The organism is Vibrio sp. PSi01 (assembly GCF_054960695.1).
On the sequence record NZ_JBHNYN010000006.1, the window covers coordinates 196,669 to 212,900 of the forward strand.

The 16,232-nt window shown below is 42.5% G+C and carries 13 protein-coding genes and 1 other annotated feature; of the genes, 5 read left to right on the plus strand and 8 right to left on the minus strand.

Going from position 1 to position 16,232, the window contains the following annotated elements:
- Window positions 1–9: 9 nt before the first annotated feature.
- Window positions 10–1,125 carry an anhydro-N-acetylmuramic acid kinase gene (locus ACFI6G_RS11700; RefSeq protein ID WP_016799147.1) on the minus strand — a complete coding sequence of 372 codons (1,116 nt, stop codon included), beginning with the start codon at window positions 1,123–1,125 and terminating at the stop codon, window positions 10–12.
- 121 nt (window positions 1,126–1,246) lie between these two features.
- On the opposite strand from ACFI6G_RS11700, the gene nagZ reads away from it, so the two are divergent.
- From nagZ to tyrA, 3 genes are all read left to right on the plus strand, one after another.
- Window positions 1,247–2,236: a beta-N-acetylhexosaminidase gene (nagZ, locus tag ACFI6G_RS11705; RefSeq protein ID WP_065099766.1), complete on the plus strand. Its 990-nt coding sequence runs from the start codon at window positions 1,247–1,249 to the stop codon at window positions 2,234–2,236.
- 246 nt (window positions 2,237–2,482) lie between these two features.
- Entirely contained in the window at window positions 2,483–3,556 is a 1,074-nt protein-coding gene (locus ACFI6G_RS11710) for a 3-deoxy-7-phosphoheptulonate synthase (RefSeq protein ID WP_016767721.1), read from the plus strand.
- 118 nt (window positions 3,557–3,674) lie between these two features.
- Complete coding sequence (gene tyrA / locus ACFI6G_RS11715) at window positions 3,675–4,802, plus strand: bifunctional chorismate mutase/prephenate dehydrogenase (protein ID WP_016767720.1); 1,128 nt, start codon at window positions 3,675–3,677, stop codon at window positions 4,800–4,802.
- 160 nt (window positions 4,803–4,962) lie between these two features.
- Here the strand turns inward: tyrA and ACFI6G_RS11720 are convergent, their stop codons facing one another.
- From ACFI6G_RS11720 to ettA, 3 genes are all read right to left on the minus strand, one after another.
- The gene (locus ACFI6G_RS11720) at window positions 4,963–5,973 is read right to left on the minus strand and encodes a M23 family metallopeptidase (RefSeq protein ID WP_010434851.1); all 1,011 of its coding nucleotides are present in this window, start codon (window positions 5,971–5,973) and stop codon (window positions 4,963–4,965) included.
- A gap of 49 nt (window positions 5,974–6,022) precedes the next feature.
- Entirely contained in the window at window positions 6,023–6,391 is a 369-nt protein-coding gene (locus ACFI6G_RS11725) for a PilZ domain-containing protein (RefSeq protein WP_010434852.1), read from the minus strand.
- 90 nt (window positions 6,392–6,481) lie between these two features.
- The gene (ettA, locus tag ACFI6G_RS11730) at window positions 6,482–8,149 is read right to left on the minus strand and encodes an energy-dependent translational throttle protein EttA (protein ID WP_009848459.1); all 1,668 of its coding nucleotides are present in this window, start codon (window positions 8,147–8,149) and stop codon (window positions 6,482–6,484) included.
- Between the two features lie 264 nt (window positions 8,150–8,413).
- On the opposite strand from ettA, the gene sltY reads away from it, so the two are divergent.
- Together sltY and trpR are read left to right on the plus strand one after the other, a co-directional pair.
- Window positions 8,414–10,363, plus strand: a complete 1,950-nt coding sequence (sltY, locus tag ACFI6G_RS11735; RefSeq protein WP_102315793.1) for a murein transglycosylase — start codon at window positions 8,414–8,416, stop codon at window positions 10,361–10,363.
- Between the two features lie 174 nt (window positions 10,364–10,537).
- The gene (gene trpR, locus ACFI6G_RS11740; RefSeq protein ID WP_010434864.1) at window positions 10,538–10,831 is read left to right on the plus strand and encodes a trp operon repressor; all 294 of its coding nucleotides are present in this window, start codon (window positions 10,538–10,540) and stop codon (window positions 10,829–10,831) included.
- A 128-nt stretch (window positions 10,832–10,959) separates the two neighbouring features.
- Here trpR and yjjX read toward each other — a convergent pair whose 3' ends face one another.
- The 4 genes from yjjX to hpf all read right to left on the minus strand — a co-directional run bounded on the left by yjjX (window position 10,960) and on the right by hpf (window position 15,912).
- Entirely contained in the window at window positions 10,960–11,481 is a 522-nt protein-coding gene (yjjX, locus tag ACFI6G_RS11745; protein ID WP_010434866.1) for an inosine/xanthosine triphosphatase, read from the minus strand.
- Window positions 11,444–13,822 carry a putative bifunctional diguanylate cyclase/phosphodiesterase gene (locus tag ACFI6G_RS11750; protein ID WP_010434868.1) on the minus strand — a complete coding sequence of 793 codons (2,379 nt, stop codon included), beginning with the start codon at window positions 13,820–13,822 and terminating at the stop codon, window positions 11,444–11,446. Before ACFI6G_RS11750 ends, yjjX begins: the two co-directional genes overlap by 38 nt.
- 334 nt (window positions 13,823–14,156) lie before the next feature.
- Window positions 14,157–15,332 (minus strand): prephenate dehydratase, encoded by a 1,176-nt coding sequence (gene pheA, locus ACFI6G_RS11755; RefSeq protein WP_016789768.1) that lies wholly within the window; start codon window positions 15,330–15,332, stop codon window positions 14,157–14,159.
- Between the two features lie 12 nt (window positions 15,333–15,344).
- Window positions 15,345–15,465, minus strand: a sequence feature (Phe leader region).
- 111 nt (window positions 15,466–15,576) lie between these two features.
- Window positions 15,577–15,912, minus strand: coding sequence for a ribosome hibernation-promoting factor, HPF/YfiA family (gene hpf / locus ACFI6G_RS11760; protein ID WP_004735034.1), 336 nt, complete (start codon window positions 15,910–15,912; stop codon window positions 15,577–15,579).
- Between the last annotated feature and the right edge of the window lie 320 nt (window positions 15,913–16,232).

The window sequence follows — 16,232 nt, forward strand, 5'->3', positions numbered from 1 at the left end:
TAGATTTGTTTAGTCAGCACGATATAGAACGCCTAGAGAGGCCGCTCTGCTTGCGCCAGTCACTTCTGGTAAATTGCTTGGCAGTTGATGAACATGACGTTGAGCAAGCCACGCAAAGGCCATCGCTTCCATGTAATCAGCATCAACACCTTTACTGGTTGTCGACTCAACCTCCCAACTTGTAAGCAGTCCAGACAGTCTCTTCATCAACAATGGATTTCGTGTACCACCGCCACACACATACAGTGCAGCTTGGCTACCCAAGCGATAAGTCTCTACTTCATTGGCTATCGTCAATGCGGTGTATTCACAAAGCGTGCGCTGAACATCTTCTGCTGCAAGATCTTTAAATTCTGTTAATTGTTGCTCTAGCCACGGTAGATTAAACAGCTCTCTGCCAGTGCTTTTCGGTGGTTTTTGAGATAGATAAGACTCACTTAGAAGCTGTTCGAGCAAGGCTTGATTAAGTTGGCCTTTTAGTGCGAACTGCGCATCACGGTCAAATTTCTTACCGATGTGTTTATCTACCCAAGCGTCCATTAACATATTGCCCGGGCCAGTATCATAGCCAAGCGTAGGATGATTAGGGCGCAATACTGAAATGTTCGAGATACCACCAATATTCAACACCACAACCGAGCTGTCTTGCGGGTGAAAAATAGTGTGGTGGAAAGCCGGTACTAACGGTGCCCCTTGCCCGCCAAGCGCCATGTCTTTACGTCGAAAATCAGCGACTGTTTGAATCTGTGTTTTAGCGGCAATGATATTGGCATCACCCAGCTGCATGGTAAATGGCGAATCACCGGTTGGCTGATGGAATACTGTTTGGCCATGGTTACCAATCGCAGTCACGGATGATGCAGGCGTATCTGACTTGTTGAGAAGTTGTAGAACCGCATCAGCAAATAGATGACCAAGCTGGTGGTCGAGTTCGCCAATGGCAATCAAATCGGTTTTCTGACCAATACAGACTTCAAGCAGACGCGCTTTGAGGTCATCAGGCATCGGGAACTCATCATGAGCAAGCAATGTAATGCTATCGTCTTCAATCGAGACTAACGCAGTATCAACACCGTCCATACTCGTCCCCGACATCACACCGATATACAGTTCTTTATGATCCATTCCTAAGCTCTTACCCTGCATTCTTAAAGTCTTCCACAGATTGTTTTAAAAACATTGTAAAGCAAATTTAAAGAGAATAATCTCGGGAAGTTTATGAAATTAGGTTTAATAAGGAATAAATATGGGACCGTTGTGGGTTGATGTTGCAGGCTACGAACTGACAGCTGAAGACAGAGAAATTTTAGAGCATCCAACCGTTGGTGGTCTCATCTTATTTACTCGAAACTACCACGATAGCAAACAGTTGTCGGCGTTAACTAAAGAGATCCGCAAGGTAGCGAAACGTCCTATTTTGATTGGTGTTGACCAAGAAGGTGGTCGAGTTCAACGCTTTCGCGACGGCTTTTCAATTATCCCTGCCGCTCAAGAATTCGCGACTAAGAATAATGGTGAGCAGTTAGCAGAACAAGCTGGTTGGTTGATGGCTGCGGAATTGATTGCCCATGATATCGATCTGAGCTTTGCGCCTGTATTAGATAAAGGTCACGAGTGTAAAGCGATTGGTAGCCGAGCGTTTGGTGAAGATATTGATACCATCGTTCGCCACAGTAGTGCTTTTATTAATGGCATGAAATCGGTTGGCATGGCGACGACAGGGAAGCACTTTCCAGGACACGGCGGCGTGATTGCTGACTCACACCTTGAAACGCCTTATGATCCTAGAAACGACATCTTTGAAACTGATATGGCCATTTTCAAGGCTCAAATTGAAGCTGGAATATTAGATGCGATGATGCCTGCACATGTGGTTTTTTCTCACTATGATGATCAGCCAGCGAGTGGCTCTGAGTATTGGTTGCAGAAAGTATTGAAGCAGCAGCTTGGATTCAAAGGCTTGGTATTCTCTGATGACTTAACAATGGAAGGAGCTGCCATTATGGGGGGGCCGGCAGACAGAGCGAAAGCGGCCTTAAGTGCGGGCTGTGACATGGTGCTGATGTGTAATAAACGAGATGCACAAATAGAGGCTCTGGACAACTTAACGATTCAAGAGGTGCCTTTAGCTAACTCATTGCTTAAAAAACACAGCTTCGATTTATCGACGCTTCACTCGGATAGTCGGTGGAAAGAGGCCTCAGAGCAAGTTAAGCGAATTTTAAACGCTGGGTGATAAATAAACACTCTATAAGTTTGAAGAAGGCGATATGAGAAATATCGCCTTTTTTGTATGTATAGGGTGTGGTTTTGGCCGCTATGTATCTTCTAACGAGTCAAATAGTAAGTGTAAATTATAATTTACATCAAATGTTTTTTATTGTTTACACTTGCAATCGTTTTTGTAGCTGTTATTGTGTTTTTAAAGATTGTTAGCCCAAATGGAAATGTTGGGTGTAAAAATAAATATACAGGTTGAGTTATGCAGAAAAGTGAATTAAGCAATGTCAATATCATCGACGAACAGGTACTGATTACTCCTGAAGAGTTAAAAGCAAAACTGCCTTTGAGTGATAATGCTCGTCGTTTCATTCAAGAGTCTCGTCAAACTATCGCAAACATCATTCACAAGAAAGATCATCGCATGCTTGTAGTATGTGGCCCATGCTCTATCCATGATATTGAGGCGGCGAAAGAGTACGCGAAACGTCTAAAAGCCTTATCTGAGCAACTTAGCGATCAACTGTATATTGTTATGCGTGTTTACTTTGAAAAGCCTCGTACTACTGTGGGTTGGAAAGGCTTGATCAATGACCCACATCTAGATGGTACGTTCGATATTGAGCATGGTCTGCATGTTGGTCGTGAGCTTTTAGTTGAGCTAGCTGAGATGGAAATTCCACTAGCGACAGAAGCACTAGACCCAATTAGTCCACAATACCTAGCAGATACCTTCAGCTGGGCTGCGATTGGCGCACGAACTACTGAATCTCAAACTCACCGTGAAATGGCAAGTGGCCTTTCAATGCCAATCGGTTTTAAGAATGGCACTGACGGTAATTTAGGCACTGCAATCAATGCAATGCAGGCGGCTTCTTCGAGCCACCGTTTCATGGGTATCAGCCGCGAAGGTCAAGTTGCGTTATTAACAACGCAAGGTAATCCAAATGGTCACGTAATTTTACGTGGCGGCAAGCAGACTAACTACGATTCAGTGTCAGTACATGAATGTGAGCAAGAGCTTGGTAAGTCTGGATTAGAGGCGGCATTGATGGTTGATTGTAGCCATGCAAACTCTCGTAAAGACTTCCGTCGTCAACCACTGGTGGCTGAAGATGTGATTCATCAAATTCGCGAAGGCAACAAGTCGATTATCGGCTTGATGATTGAGAGCCATATTAACGAAGGAAATCAATCCTCGGATATACCTCTCAATGAGATGAAATACGGTGTTTCTATTACCGACGCGTGTATCAATTGGGATTCAACTGAGGCACTATTGAAGCGTGCACATACGGAATTAGTCCCGTTCTTAGAGAACCGCTTGAAAGGTTAGTCAGAGTTTAAAATTTAAGTGCCTCATCTAATGGGGCATTTTAAGATCTGTTGCTAACAAATCTGCGCCAGGTGGGCTTATAGATTAGTACGGGTTTATAGATTTAGTAAGGAATAAAATGGCCGTTGAACTGAACGAATTACGCGACCAAATCGATGTTGTCGATAAACAAATGTTGGATTTACTGGCTCAACGTCTCGCTCTAGTAGAGAAAGTGGGCGAAGTAAAAAGTGAACATGGTTTACCTATTTATGTACCAGAGCGCGAAGCTGCGATGCTGGCGTCTCGTCGTCAAGAAGCCGAGAAAATAGGGGTTCCACCGCAGTTAATCGAAGATATTTTGCGTCGTACGATGCGTGAGTCTTACGCTAGTGAAAAGGATTCTGGTTTTAAGTGTCTTAACCCAGAGTTACGTTCAGTGGTTATCGTTGGTGGTAATGGTCAACTTGGTGGTCTGTTTGGCCGTATGTTCAAGCTTTCTGGTTATGAAGTGAAAATCCTTGGCAGCCAAGATTGGGATAAAGCCGATGAGATTTTAGATAATGCCGGACTTGTGGTTGTTACGGTTCCAATTCACCTAACTGAAGGTGTGATTGCGAAGCTAGGTAATCTGCCAAGCGATTGTATTCTTTGTGATTTGACGTCGATTAAATCAAAGCCTCTGCAGGCCATGATGAACATGCACCAAGGCCCAGTTGTTGGATTGCACCCAATGTTTGGTCCTGATGTGCCAAGCCTTGCTAAGCAGGTTATTGTTTACAGTGATGGTCGCGACTCTGAAAGCTACCAATGGCTATTGAATCAATTTGGTATTTGGGGTGCGAGCCTTTGCCAGATGGATGCAGCTGAACACGATCACGGTATGACTCTGATTCAAGCACTACGCCATTTCACCTCTTTTGCTTACGGCTTGCACCTAAGTAAAGAGAACCCGAATATTGATCAGCTTCTGAAGCTAAGCTCGCCAATCTACCGACTTGAGATTGCGATGGTTGGCCGTCTGTTTGCTCAAGACCCGAACTTGTATGGTGATATTATTCTTTCTTCGGATGAGAATATTGAGATGATTCGACGTTTCCATAGCTGTTTCGGCGAAGCATTAGAAATCTTAGATGGCAAAGATAAAGCTAAATTTGTTGATAGCTTTAACCAAGTGAGCGATTGGTTTGGTGATTACTCACAACAATTCTTACAAGAGAGCCAAAGTCTGTTAAAACAAGCACATGACTCGATTCATCGTGGCTAATACTGATTTGAAATCATAAAAAAGAGCGACCTGATGGTCGCTCTTTTTTTATCTAATTCAGAACTAAAAGTAGTTGGCCTACTGTAGGCTAAAAGCAATTAGATCATCATAGGCCAAACCAACAGGTCTTAGTCATTAACAAATAGTTAGCCACTAACAACTAATTAGTCGTGATTGGTTTTTTGTTATCTTCACTCGATACAGTGTCTATGGTCGAGCTAATGTAAGGCACGTTCGTTAGGTTGATCTGCAAGCGAACCACATTATCAATCAACTGAACCAGTGGGCCCCACTTAACTTTCTTTTCTTTTTCAAACACGTAGTTGAAGTTCTCTGGTGTCCAATCCATCAAGTATTGAGGGTTCAATGAACGGCCAAGGAAACGTACCTCATAATGCAAGTGTGGTCCGGTAGAGTTACCTGAGTTACCACAATTCGCAATTACGTCGCCTTTACTGACGAATTGACCGCTGCGTACTTTGAATTTCTGAAGGTGTGCGTAAGAGCTCATGAAGCCAAATGAGTGACGCATGGTTAGGAAGTTACCAAACCCTTTGTTACTTGGACGAACGGTTTCAATGACACCATCAGCAGGTGCTAGGATCTCTTCACCTCGCTTACACGTTAAATCGATACCGGTATGGTTATGGCGCTTACCTGAAATAGGGTTTGTGCGACGACCATAAGACGAAGAGATTCGTTGATAAGTCATTGGACTGTCGTTTGGAATCAAACGGAACATTGTCGCTCTTACTGCTGAATCTATCGCAGCAGCATCAATGCGATCTTCTAAAGAGACATCGTCTGTAAGCAGTTCTTCATCGGCAAGGCCAAGCACGGATTCAACATCGAAAACACGCTTACCAAGTAATTGAATCGCACCTTCTTTCTCAGTCAATGTTTGTGACAGCGAGTGGTTTGTTTCTACCTGTTCAGCGTAAAGAAACTCAGTTTGCTCTTTTTCAACAATCAGCGTTTCGATCAACTGCTGTGCATCACCAGCTTGTGATGCCAGCTCTTGCTGACTTTCAAAGTGCATGTAGGTTGCTCCGCCGATCAAGGCTGGAACAGAGAAAAGAGCAGTGGTGCATAAGAGCACGGCTTTTCGGCCGAAGTAAAACGTTTGTTCCCCTTGGCTTGAGGGGATCGTAATAGCAATTTTTTTAGACATGGTTCTGTATTAACTAAATGCTTCTAATAGAAAAAGGATTATGGAGATATTATTCTTTACCCAAATCGGTAAGGTGCTCAATCTCTCTATAAAGCAGTTCATCGTCACCAACGTTAAGTTCTATAAGACGCTTAAGGTGGCTGATACTATCAATATCTAAATGCTCTATGCGTAAACGCATTGAGGTATTGATGGTAGAGACTATCGTTGCTTCTAACTGAATATTGATATCACTGTTTGCGAGCGTAAAGCTGACTTGAACAGGAATATCATGGCTGAGTTGCTGAAAGTCATCGCACTGAATGAGTAAACCATGAAGAGATAAGTCTTGTACCGAACCGGACACATTTACTGGTCCTTGTGATAATTCAGTTGGCACTTGATAAACAACTCGTGAAAACTGACGTCTTTCAATCATAATTCATCTCTCTATATCGATGCGTAACGTGTAAGCTAGATATATCAAAGGCCGCTATTATTGCGGCCTTTGTTCAAAATGCAAGCGAATTTACTTAGCGATACGCTTGTACTTGATACGGTGCGGTTCTGCTGCCTGTGCGCCCAGAGTTTTCTTCAACCACTCAGTGTACTCAGTATAGTTACCTTCGTAGAAGTTAACTTGACCTTCATCACGGTAGTCTAAGATATGGGTCGCAATACGGTCAAGGAACCAACGGTCATGCGAGATAACCATTGCACAGCCAGGAAACTCAAGCAGTGCTTCTTCAAGTGCACGTAGAGTTTCGACATCAAGGTCATTGGTTGGTTCATCGAGTAACAGTACGTTACCGCCCGCTTTTAGCAGTTTAGCTAGGTGAACACGGTTACGTTCACCACCAGAAAGCTGACCGATGATTTTCTGTTGGTCGTTGCCTTTGAAGTTGAAGCGAGAGCAGTATGCACGTGCAGGGATTTCGAAGTTGTTGATCTTAATGATATCAGCGCCTTCAGAGATCTCTTGGAATACTGTTTTTGTATCGTCCATGCTGTCACGGAACTGATCAACAGAAGCAAGTTTAACCGTTTCGCCAAGTTCAACTGTCCCTGAATCTGGCTGTTCAGCACCACTTAGCATCTTAAACAGTGTTGATTTACCTGCACCGTTGGCACCAACGATACCAACGATAGCGCCTTTAGGCATGCTGAATGATAGATCATCGATAAGAACGCGATCACCAAATGACTTAGTTAGGTTCTTAACTTCAAGTACCTTGTCACCTAAACGCTCACCCGGTGGGATGAACAGTTCGTTGGTTTCGTTACGCTTCTGGTATTGGCCAGTCGTCATTTCTTCAAAACGAGCCATACGAGCTTTAGACTTCGCTTGACGACCTTTAGGGTTTTGACGAACCCATTCAAGTTCTTTCTCAATCGTTTTTTGGCGTGCGCTTTCGCCTGCTTTTTCTTGCTTCAAACGCTCATCTTTCTGCTCTAGCCAAGATGTGTAGTTACCTTCCCATGGGATACCTTCACCACGGTCAAGTTCTAGAATCCAGCCAGCAGCGTTGTCTAGGAAGTAACGGTCGTGGGTAATTGCCACAACAGTACCGCTGTAATCAACAAGGAAGTGCTCAAGCCATGCTACTGATTCTGCATCCAAGTGGTTGGTTGGTTCATCAAGTAGCAGCATGTCTGGTTTTTCAAGAAGTAGACGACATATCGCAACACGACGACGCTCACCACCTGATAGAAATTCGATTTTCGCATCCCATTCAGGAAGACGAAGTGCGTCAGCAGCGCGCTCTAGAGCTGTTTCTAGGTTGTGACCATCTTTTGCTTGGATCAGTGCTTCAAGCTCGCCTTGTTCTTTAGCAAGAGCATCAAAATCTGCATCTGGTTCTGCGTAAGCTGCGTAAACTGCATCGATACGCTTAAGCGCGTCTGCAACATCAGAAACCGCTTCTTCTACGATTTCACGCACGGTTTTTGATTCGTCTAGTACAGGTTCTTGCGGTAGGTAACCGACTTTAAGGCCTTGTTGTGCACGAGCTTCACCATCAATATCAGTATCAATACCAGCCATGATACGTAGTAGGGTAGATTTACCTGAACCATTTAGACCCAAAACACCGATTTTAGCGCCAGGAAAAAAGCTAAGAGAAATGTCTTTAAGAATTTGACGCTTAGGTGGAACAGTTTTGCTCACCCGAGACATGGTATATACGTATTCAGCCATTGCCGATCGATCCTAATTTATTGTTCAAAATTGTCTGCTATTTTATACCAATATCCCCAAAGATGTTACTCCTTGGGTAGAAAAGCCAATCTTGGATAAATTCTTACCAGTTATTGTCACAATAATCAGTAAAGCCTTATTTAATAGGCTTCTGAGGCGAAGTGTTAAATATTAATAATATTTACACTCAAAACCTTTACATTTGATGTGATGTCGGGCGTAAATAGACTTCACGTATTCATACACGCACTAAGGAAAGAGCGAATGTTTTTCCGCATTGGTAATACGAAGGTTGCTGTGGCTGCAGCAGCAATTTTGTCTTCATTTTCACTGGCTCCGACGGTTATGGCTAGCACTGCCTCTGAGCTTGAAATGCAGCGTGATGTTTATGACAGAGCGCAAGAGGCTTTAGACAACCGAGACCTAAAAGCTTACTCGGCGCTACGTAATAAAATTCAAACATACCCTTTAACTCCATACACAGATTATCGCGCCTTTCTTATTGGCTTAGGCGATCGTACACCTGCTGAAGTGGATACTTTTATAGAAGAAAACAAAGCCCTGCCATTTTCGAATCGTATGCGCGCACCTTATCTGGATTCACTAGCCTCTCAAAAGCAGTGGCAAGCGATATTGGAATTTCAAACCCAAGAGCCGACTGGCGAAAAATACCAATGTATCTATTACCGAGCTCATTATGAGCAAGGTAATCAAGAAATCGCGTTTAAAGGTGCGAAGCAACTTTGGTTAAGCGGCAGTGGTGTTGATGACGCATGTGACCCGCTTTTTGAAGAGTGGGATAAAGCTGGCTTAAGAACCGATGAGTTGATACTAGAAAGGATGTTGTTGGCGTTTGAAGGCCGTAACGGTAAGTTGATGACTTATCTAATTAAACAATTAGATTATGATGAGGCAATTGCTCAAGCCAAGCAGATGAAGGCGTTGTTCAACAAGCCTGAAGATGTTCTCGCGTTTGCCAAGAAGCACCCTGCGAATGAATTTTACCAAGCTCAAACCGAGTTTGGTTTTGAGAAACTGGCAAGGAAGTCAGCAAGCAGCGCTCAAGAGGTTTTTGATGATGTTGTGAAAGCTCAAAAGTTTTCGAAAGAAAAATCCCAAGAGTTAGCGGACTACCTAACGTTCCGCTTGATCAATACCGACTCTGAAGAGTTGATGGCGTGGCGAGACAAAATGCTCGCGAGCTCATCGAAACAGGTCTTGCTGGAGCGACGTGCTCGCTTAGCTATCCAACATGCAGATTGGACTGGCTTGAAAGAGTGGATAGCGCGCTTAGATGATAAGCATCAGGCTTCGCTTCGCTGGCAGTATTGGCAGGGTCGAGCTGAAATAGCGACGGGGGATAGCGCTCAAGGTAACAAGAGACTATCCGATATTATGGGGCAGCGTAACTTTTACAGTGTAGCGGCAGCTAAACAGTTAGATGAGCCTATCCAGTACCCAACATCCACGTTGAAATACAATGCTGAAACAGTGAAACCTTTTAACACATCATTGACTCGTATTGGTGAGCTGATTGAGCGCGATAAAATTGCGGCAGCTAAGAGTGAGTGGCGTTGGTTATTAGCCAATGCAGACAAAGACCAAAAATCGATGCTTGCGGCTCATGCGGCGACAAAGCGTTGGAATCATCTAACGGTCACGGCCAGTATATCAGCGAAGATGTGGGACAATATTACTTTACGTTTCCCAGTTGCGCACAAGTGGTGGTTCAACTTCTATGCCGAAAAACACGATATTGACCCAATCACTTTGATGTCTTTAGCGAGACAAGAAAGCGCGATGGATTCAGAAGCTCGCTCTCCTGTTGGCGCACGTGGCATCATGCAAATCATGCCGAAGACAGCTCAATACACAGCTAAAAAGCATCAAATTAAGTATCAGGGAAGCGACGACCTTTATAATGTCAGCAAGAATATTGAGATTGGTAGCCACTATTTAGATGGTTTGCTTGCTCAATATGACAACAACCGTATTTTTGCTTTTGCCGCTTACAACGCAGGGCCTAGCAGAGTAAAACAGTGGCGTTCACGTAGTGATGAAAAGTTAGATGCGTATGCCTTTATTGAAATGATTCCATTCAAAGAGACGCGCGGTTACGTTCAGAATATCTTGATGTTCGAGACGTATTATCGAGATATTCTAGGTGAGAAAGGCGCGTTTTTGGCCCCTAATGAACTAGCCACTAAATATTAGTGGCTCGATGCTTTTTGTTTAAAGCTGAGTAATATAAAAGGCAGTGAGTTCGAACCATTTCCACTTACTGCTTTTTTGCATTGGATCAAAGTTAGTGTTTCGGTATAAAGTGTTAAACGCTTTCAATCGTTAAGCGGCTACTTCAAGCCAAAATTTAAAAGTAAGTGTAGATATATGGCATCACAACCTGAATATGATAATTGGCAACAACTAATGGATTTGGTAAAAACAGCGGCTGAAAAAGATCAGCATGAGCTGTTGTTGACCATGATGATGACATCTGATGAGCGAGATGCTTTGGTTGCTCGAGTGAATATCCTTTGTGAACTCATGAAAGGTGAAATGTCACAGAGACAGGTGAGTCAAATGTTAGGAGTGGGTGTGGCGACTATCACGCGCGGTTCAAACGAACTAAAAGCTAAATCAGAACAAGAGAAAGCCGCTATTTCGGGGTTGCTACTCAAGTAAGCCCTTAAAACAGCACACTTTAAGAATTCGATAAAAACGCTAACCACAAGTTAGCGTTTTTTGTTTCTGACTCACTCACTTTTTATCTATCGAATCTAAATGTTTGATAAAAATGCTTTCAATGAAATCTAGCTAGGGAAGTGTTCTGGGTTAACAAATGGGATCAGCGCTAAGATCAAAGCTTGATGATACACAGAACTTCGAGATAGTTGATTGTGTGTAAGTAAGCCAATTGCGCCGCCCTTTTGTTTTATGTTATCCGTTCCGAAGACTTCATCCATTACGTCTCCTAATTCATTCGCATGCTGGAGTTTATCAAGCACAACAGGTGGTAGCATTAAGCTTGCAGAGCGAGACTCGCCACGTTGACCATTTGCTTCAATTATCATCCAAGCAAAGGTAACGTTGCCTTCAATTCCAGATTCTAACCCAACATGAAAATCTGCATTTGGCAGTTCTTGGATTGCATTGTTAACGCGATTTAGAGCGCCTTGATAAGTCTCATCATTGCTCATCGGTTGATCGGACACTCCACTAGGGACGCTGATACCTTTGAATTCGAATTCAGAATCAGGAAAAGCAGAAAGGAATGCACTTTTAACGGCGTTTATTTTAGCTGGGTTCAGCGACGCAATGACGACGGATTTCATGTATTGGATTCTTTTTGTTGTCGATTAAATTGAGTTGGTGTAGTCGATACCATTCGTTCAGTTCTTCCAATGGCATCGGTTTACCGAAGTAATAGCCTTGCAGCATATCGCACTGCGCATCTTGCAACCAGTGATGCATGCTTTCGGTTTCGATGCCTTCGGCTGTGACCTTTTTGCCTTGAGCATGGCATAGCCCGATAATCGGTTTTACTATGTTCTGATTATCGGTTTCAATTAAGGTGTCTAAAAAGACTTTATCTAGTTTGATTTTTTGAGTCGGATACTGCACCAGTTGAGTGATCGAAGTATATCCAGATCCAAAGTCGTCAATCGCTAATCGATAGCCCATTAGCGAGAGTTGGTTGAGCAACGGAAAGCCTTGTGAATCTGAGTAAAATGTTTCGGTTATTTCGAAATCAATCAAGCTAGGTGGAATTTGATTAATATCAGCATGTTCTTTAATGAAGTCAGCAAGGTGCGTCGTTTCTATCCCTGCAGAAGATAAGTTAATTGATAGCTGTACCGAGTGATCAAATTGAGCCTGAAGTCGATGAAAAGACATGAATGCATTTTGAATTACCCAACGGTCAACTTGTTCGAACAATCCAGTTTGTTCAGCAATTGGAATGAATTCATCAGGTGGAACTAAACCAAGTTGTTTCGAATCCCAGCGCAATAAAACCTCAACACCAATAATATGGGCTCCGGTTGAATCCATATAGGGCATATAGACGAGTCTAAATTCGTCATCAAAGTTCTTGTCTCTGAGTGCTCGCTCGATGTTTGCTTGGCGTTGAATTACTTTGTCTAAATCTCTTGAATAGTCAGCAAATTGGTTTTTCCCCGCACGCTTGGCTTGGTACATCGCCGTGTCAGCATGTGAGATTAACTTCTCAATTGAGTGACCGTCGTTAGGGTATGTTGCAATGCCGATACTGGCTGTAATTGGAAAACTTCCAGATTCGGTGGTAAAGCCTTTTTGAAGTGGTGTCAGCAAATCGTCCGAAAACTTATGGGCGATATTTCCTCTCTGAGTGGGAGCATTGATGTACACGACAAATTCGTCTCCAGAGAGGCGAGCAGGCATACAGTGAGCGTCGTATTTTGTTTGATAATGGGCACAAATATCGGAAATACGCTTGGCGAAAGAGACCAATATTGAATCACCAATTTGATGTCCGTATTTGTCGTTAACAAACTTGAAATTATCCAGGTCAAAGTAGAGAACCCATGTTTCGGTATTTGAGCTAGGCTTTGGTAGCGATTGTTGAACAAAGGTTTGAAATTGATGCCTATTGGCTATTTGTGTTAATTGATCATTCTCAGCCAAAAGCTTAGTTTGCTGATAGGTATTATCTAACTCTTGGTACATGTCATAAAAACGCTGCGATAGACGACCAATTTCATCACGAGTACCCAAGCGTTCAATATTCTTACGTTGTTTTTTCTCTACTTGTTGTAGCTGTCTATCGAGTCGTGTTATCGGAGTAATAACACTGCGTGACAAAAGCATGAGCAATAAAATGACGGTAACTAAGGCAGAAAGTGCAAATGATAAACTTAGTTTGTTCCAAATGGAGTCGAGTTTGTTCTCTAATAGAAACTGTGCAGGGTCTACTGTGGCGTAAAGCTCTGGTGCAAGCTTTACTGAGTGAGTAACACTGTTGTCCATCGAAACCGCGATAGGTGTGAAAAACAGACTTGTTTGATAGTCGAACTCTATCTGTTTTCTCAGTGCATTAAATTTGTCGAGAGAGACCGAGACTACAACAAAAAAAACATCATTGAGTGGGCTGTTTGTGGATGGAGCAACGGCTTTTTTACCTAGCATATCATAGTGAACCAACATTCCTTCTCCTTGAGAGTTTTGGATATAGTTGGTGCTCGATGTTGCTAATGTCTCTTGGTAATGTTGATCAACAAATTCTAATATCTTAGTGTCAATCTGAGCTCTAACATCATTGCTATTGTCTGCGTAGTAATTGAGCTTTCGATCACCATTGAGGATCGCTAAGCCAGTATAACTTTCATCACCATCCTGCAATACATGTATGGCTTTTCGAAGATTACTAACCAATTCAAGATCGCGAGATAAACTCTGTTCGGTGAAAAAGTACCGCTTAACCATATCACTTTGAGTCAATGTGTAAGAGTAGCTATTGAGGAAGGCGCGAGACTGTCGAAAATGCCCGGCTAACTTTTCCATATTCAGTTGAAGTGCGTTGTCTTCGCGTTTGATGAAGCTGCTTTTCTGCGTTGAATAGATAATATAGTTAGAAGCCGCGGTACTGATCAGTATCACAGGAGTTATCAGTAGTAATATTTTAGTACTTAGCTTCATAGTTAATGACAACACTATTTATAAATTAAGCAGATGATTTTATGTTACTTAATGCTTGCTCGCTATTAATTGCACTTAGTTCGATGCGTTCCTGTGAAGGGAATTAGATTTTCGATTTATTGTTGGAAGTTTTATCAATGAAGATGGAGTGAATGAAGCTGTTGATTTGGTGAAGCTAGAAAGGTTTGATAGCTGACAATAACTTGCTAACGAATAACTAATTGAGATATAACAAAATATTTTTGTACGTCATTTGGTCGAATCGTTATTACGTTAGCAGTGATGTTATTTTACTTAGTGGTCTATCATAGGCCAAATGCTAGTCACGTCATGCTCACGACAACTTAACTTGAGTCGCCTTAATGTTTTCACTTGGGTAGCATCCCAGTACTTTCAGGTGACGGGTAATGGCCGTTAGTTCAGTTATCGCTTGTTGCATGTTATCTGAATCTAGGTGCGCCTCTAAATCAACATAGAACATCTCTTCCCAAGGGTTTCCCATGATAGGACGAGATTCCAGCTTGGTCATGTTGATACCTAGACGTTGCAAAATAAGTAGTGTCTCCACTAGGGAGCCAGCTTCTTGAGATGTCGACATAATCAACGTTGTTTTAGCTGGAATTTGAGTTGAAACCTCAACGGGTTTGCGAGCTACAACGATGAAGCGAGTATGGTTCTCTGTTTGGTTTGCAATATTGCCTTGGATAGGCTGCAGGCCGTAAAGCTTACCACTAGACGCATTACCAATAGCGGCAACATCATCACCATCCAGTTCTTTTACTTTCTTCATTGCATCTGCTGTGCTTGCACAAGATTCAAGACTCACGCCTTTTAAGCGACTCAAAAACTCACTGCATTGTTGATGTGGCTGTGGGTGTGAATAGAGTGTTTTGATGTCTTCTAAACGGATATCACTTTTCGCAACAAGGCAGTGCTCAATAGGCTGAGAAAGTTCACCAACGATGTAAAGAGTCGTGTGTTGTAGTAGGTCGTAGACTTCGTTAATTGACCCTGAGCTGGTGTTCTCAATAGGCAATACACCGTAGTCAGCATGGCCAGATTCTACTGTTGATGCTACTTCTTTGAAGTGATTACAGTTTAATTCAATCAACTCCATATTCTTACGGCTAAAATATTCACGGCTCGCCAGATGAGAGTAGGAGCCTTTAGAGCCTAAGAATGCAACGCGAGCCAGTGGCTTACGGCTTTGTGGATTCGCCAAATTTTGCAAGTATGACTGTTGCAGTAGAACGGAATCTTCAATGATTGTGTGAAACAGTTTAGTGATGTACTGCGCATCAAGCTTATATTTATCTTTACCATTGTTGATGAGCTTAACCAGAAGCTGCTGCTCACGAACAGCATCGCGTACAGGCTTTGATGTTTCTACTTTGCTTTTCGCAACTTCGATACTGAGTTTGCGACGTTCGGAAAGTAAACTCAGCAGTTCGTCATCTAAATCATTAAGACGAAGGCGGATATCATCCAGTGAAATTGAGCGGTCAGTCATAAATGTGTCCTTATAAAAAAGCCTCCCTAGTGTGGGAGGCTTCTTGTTCGTTTTTGACTTGTTTTTCTAAAACGACTCAGCCTCCGATTTACGGAAGAAAAAAGAAGTCAAAAATAAACAAAGATTGAGAGTGCATAAAAAGTGATTGTTTTATGAATGTTTAAACACAATAAGCAAGCGAGCTACGAGCGTCAAGCAAAAAAATAGCGCCTTGAGGCGCTATTTTTTAATCTGTTCTCTTTCCTTATTCTACTTCAGCTTCTAGCTCTTCAATTTCAGGCTTTTCAGCGCGGCGCGCTTCTGGTTTATGGCGTAGCTTGTTGAGTTGACGCTCTAGTTTTTGTTCTACTTCGTTGATAGCTACGTAGAGGTCGTCATGGATTGATGAAGCAACAAGTTGGCCTTTCGGTACGGTTAGAACCGCTTCAAATTTCTTTTTCTTGTTTGGTTCTTCACTAAAGCTCGCTTGGCAACCAATGATGTCTACTTGCCATTTATCAAGCTTTTTAAATTTGCTTTCTATGTGATCACGGATTGCAGAGGTAATGTCGATGTTTTTACCAGTGATGTTCATTTTCATAGAAGTTTTCCTCTGTTGTATCCCTCATGGGTTAACTTCAGATTACGACTTTTAGGAATTAAGAACGTGATCTAGATCTCATTTTTATTGGGTGGGATGAGCATTAAAATCAAATGTGATCTTACGCAAGTCTTGATATATTTTTGGCGAAAAATGCTTGTTATCCTTATGAAAAACGATAACTTGGAGGCAAGGCTTCGCTAAAAATCACATCAGTTTTTAGGGGCGTTTTACAGCCTTTTTAAAGTGCGTGATGAAAATTCACTCAATAAGATTATGTGAACTAACGCACACTTAGCTTCTGCTTTAATGGAATATTG

Excerpts from the sequence above, each read along its gene's own strand:
- nagZ (WP_065099766.1), top strand. The coding sequence starts at position 1,247 with ATGGGACCGTTGTGGGTTGATGTTGCAGGCTACGAACTGACAGCTGAA.
- trpR (WP_010434864.1), top strand. The coding sequence starts at position 10,538 with ATGGCATCACAACCTGAATATGATAATTGGCAACAACTAATGGATTTG.
- tyrA (WP_016767720.1), top strand. The coding sequence starts at position 3,675 with ATGGCCGTTGAACTGAACGAATTACGCGACCAAATCGATGTTGTCGAT.
- yjjX (WP_010434866.1), bottom strand. The coding sequence starts at position 11,481 with ATGAAATCCGTCGTCATTGCGTCGCTGAACCCAGCTAAAATAAACGCC.
- ACFI6G_RS11750 (WP_010434868.1), bottom strand. The coding sequence starts at position 13,822 with ATGAAGCTAAGTACTAAAATATTACTACTGATAACTCCTGTGATACTG.
- pheA (WP_016789768.1), bottom strand. The coding sequence starts at position 15,332 with ATGACTGACCGCTCAATTTCACTGGATGATATCCGCCTTCGTCTTAAT.
- ACFI6G_RS11720 (WP_010434851.1), bottom strand. The coding sequence starts at position 5,973 with ATGTCTAAAAAAATTGCTATTACGATCCCCTCAAGCCAAGGGGAACAA.
- ACFI6G_RS11725 (WP_010434852.1), bottom strand. The coding sequence starts at position 6,391 with ATGATTGAAAGACGTCAGTTTTCACGAGTTGTTTATCAAGTGCCAACT.
- hpf (WP_004735034.1), bottom strand. The coding sequence starts at position 15,912 with ATGAAAATGAACATCACTGGTAAAAACATCGACATTACCTCTGCAATC.
- ACFI6G_RS11710 (WP_016767721.1), top strand. The coding sequence starts at position 2,483 with ATGCAGAAAAGTGAATTAAGCAATGTCAATATCATCGACGAACAGGTA.
- ACFI6G_RS11700 (WP_016799147.1), bottom strand. The coding sequence starts at position 1,125 with ATGGATCATAAAGAACTGTATATCGGTGTGATGTCGGGGACGAGTATG.
- ettA (WP_009848459.1), bottom strand. The coding sequence starts at position 8,149 with ATGGCTGAATACGTATATACCATGTCTCGGGTGAGCAAAACTGTTCCA.
- sltY (WP_102315793.1), top strand. The coding sequence starts at position 8,414 with ATGTTTTTCCGCATTGGTAATACGAAGGTTGCTGTGGCTGCAGCAGCA.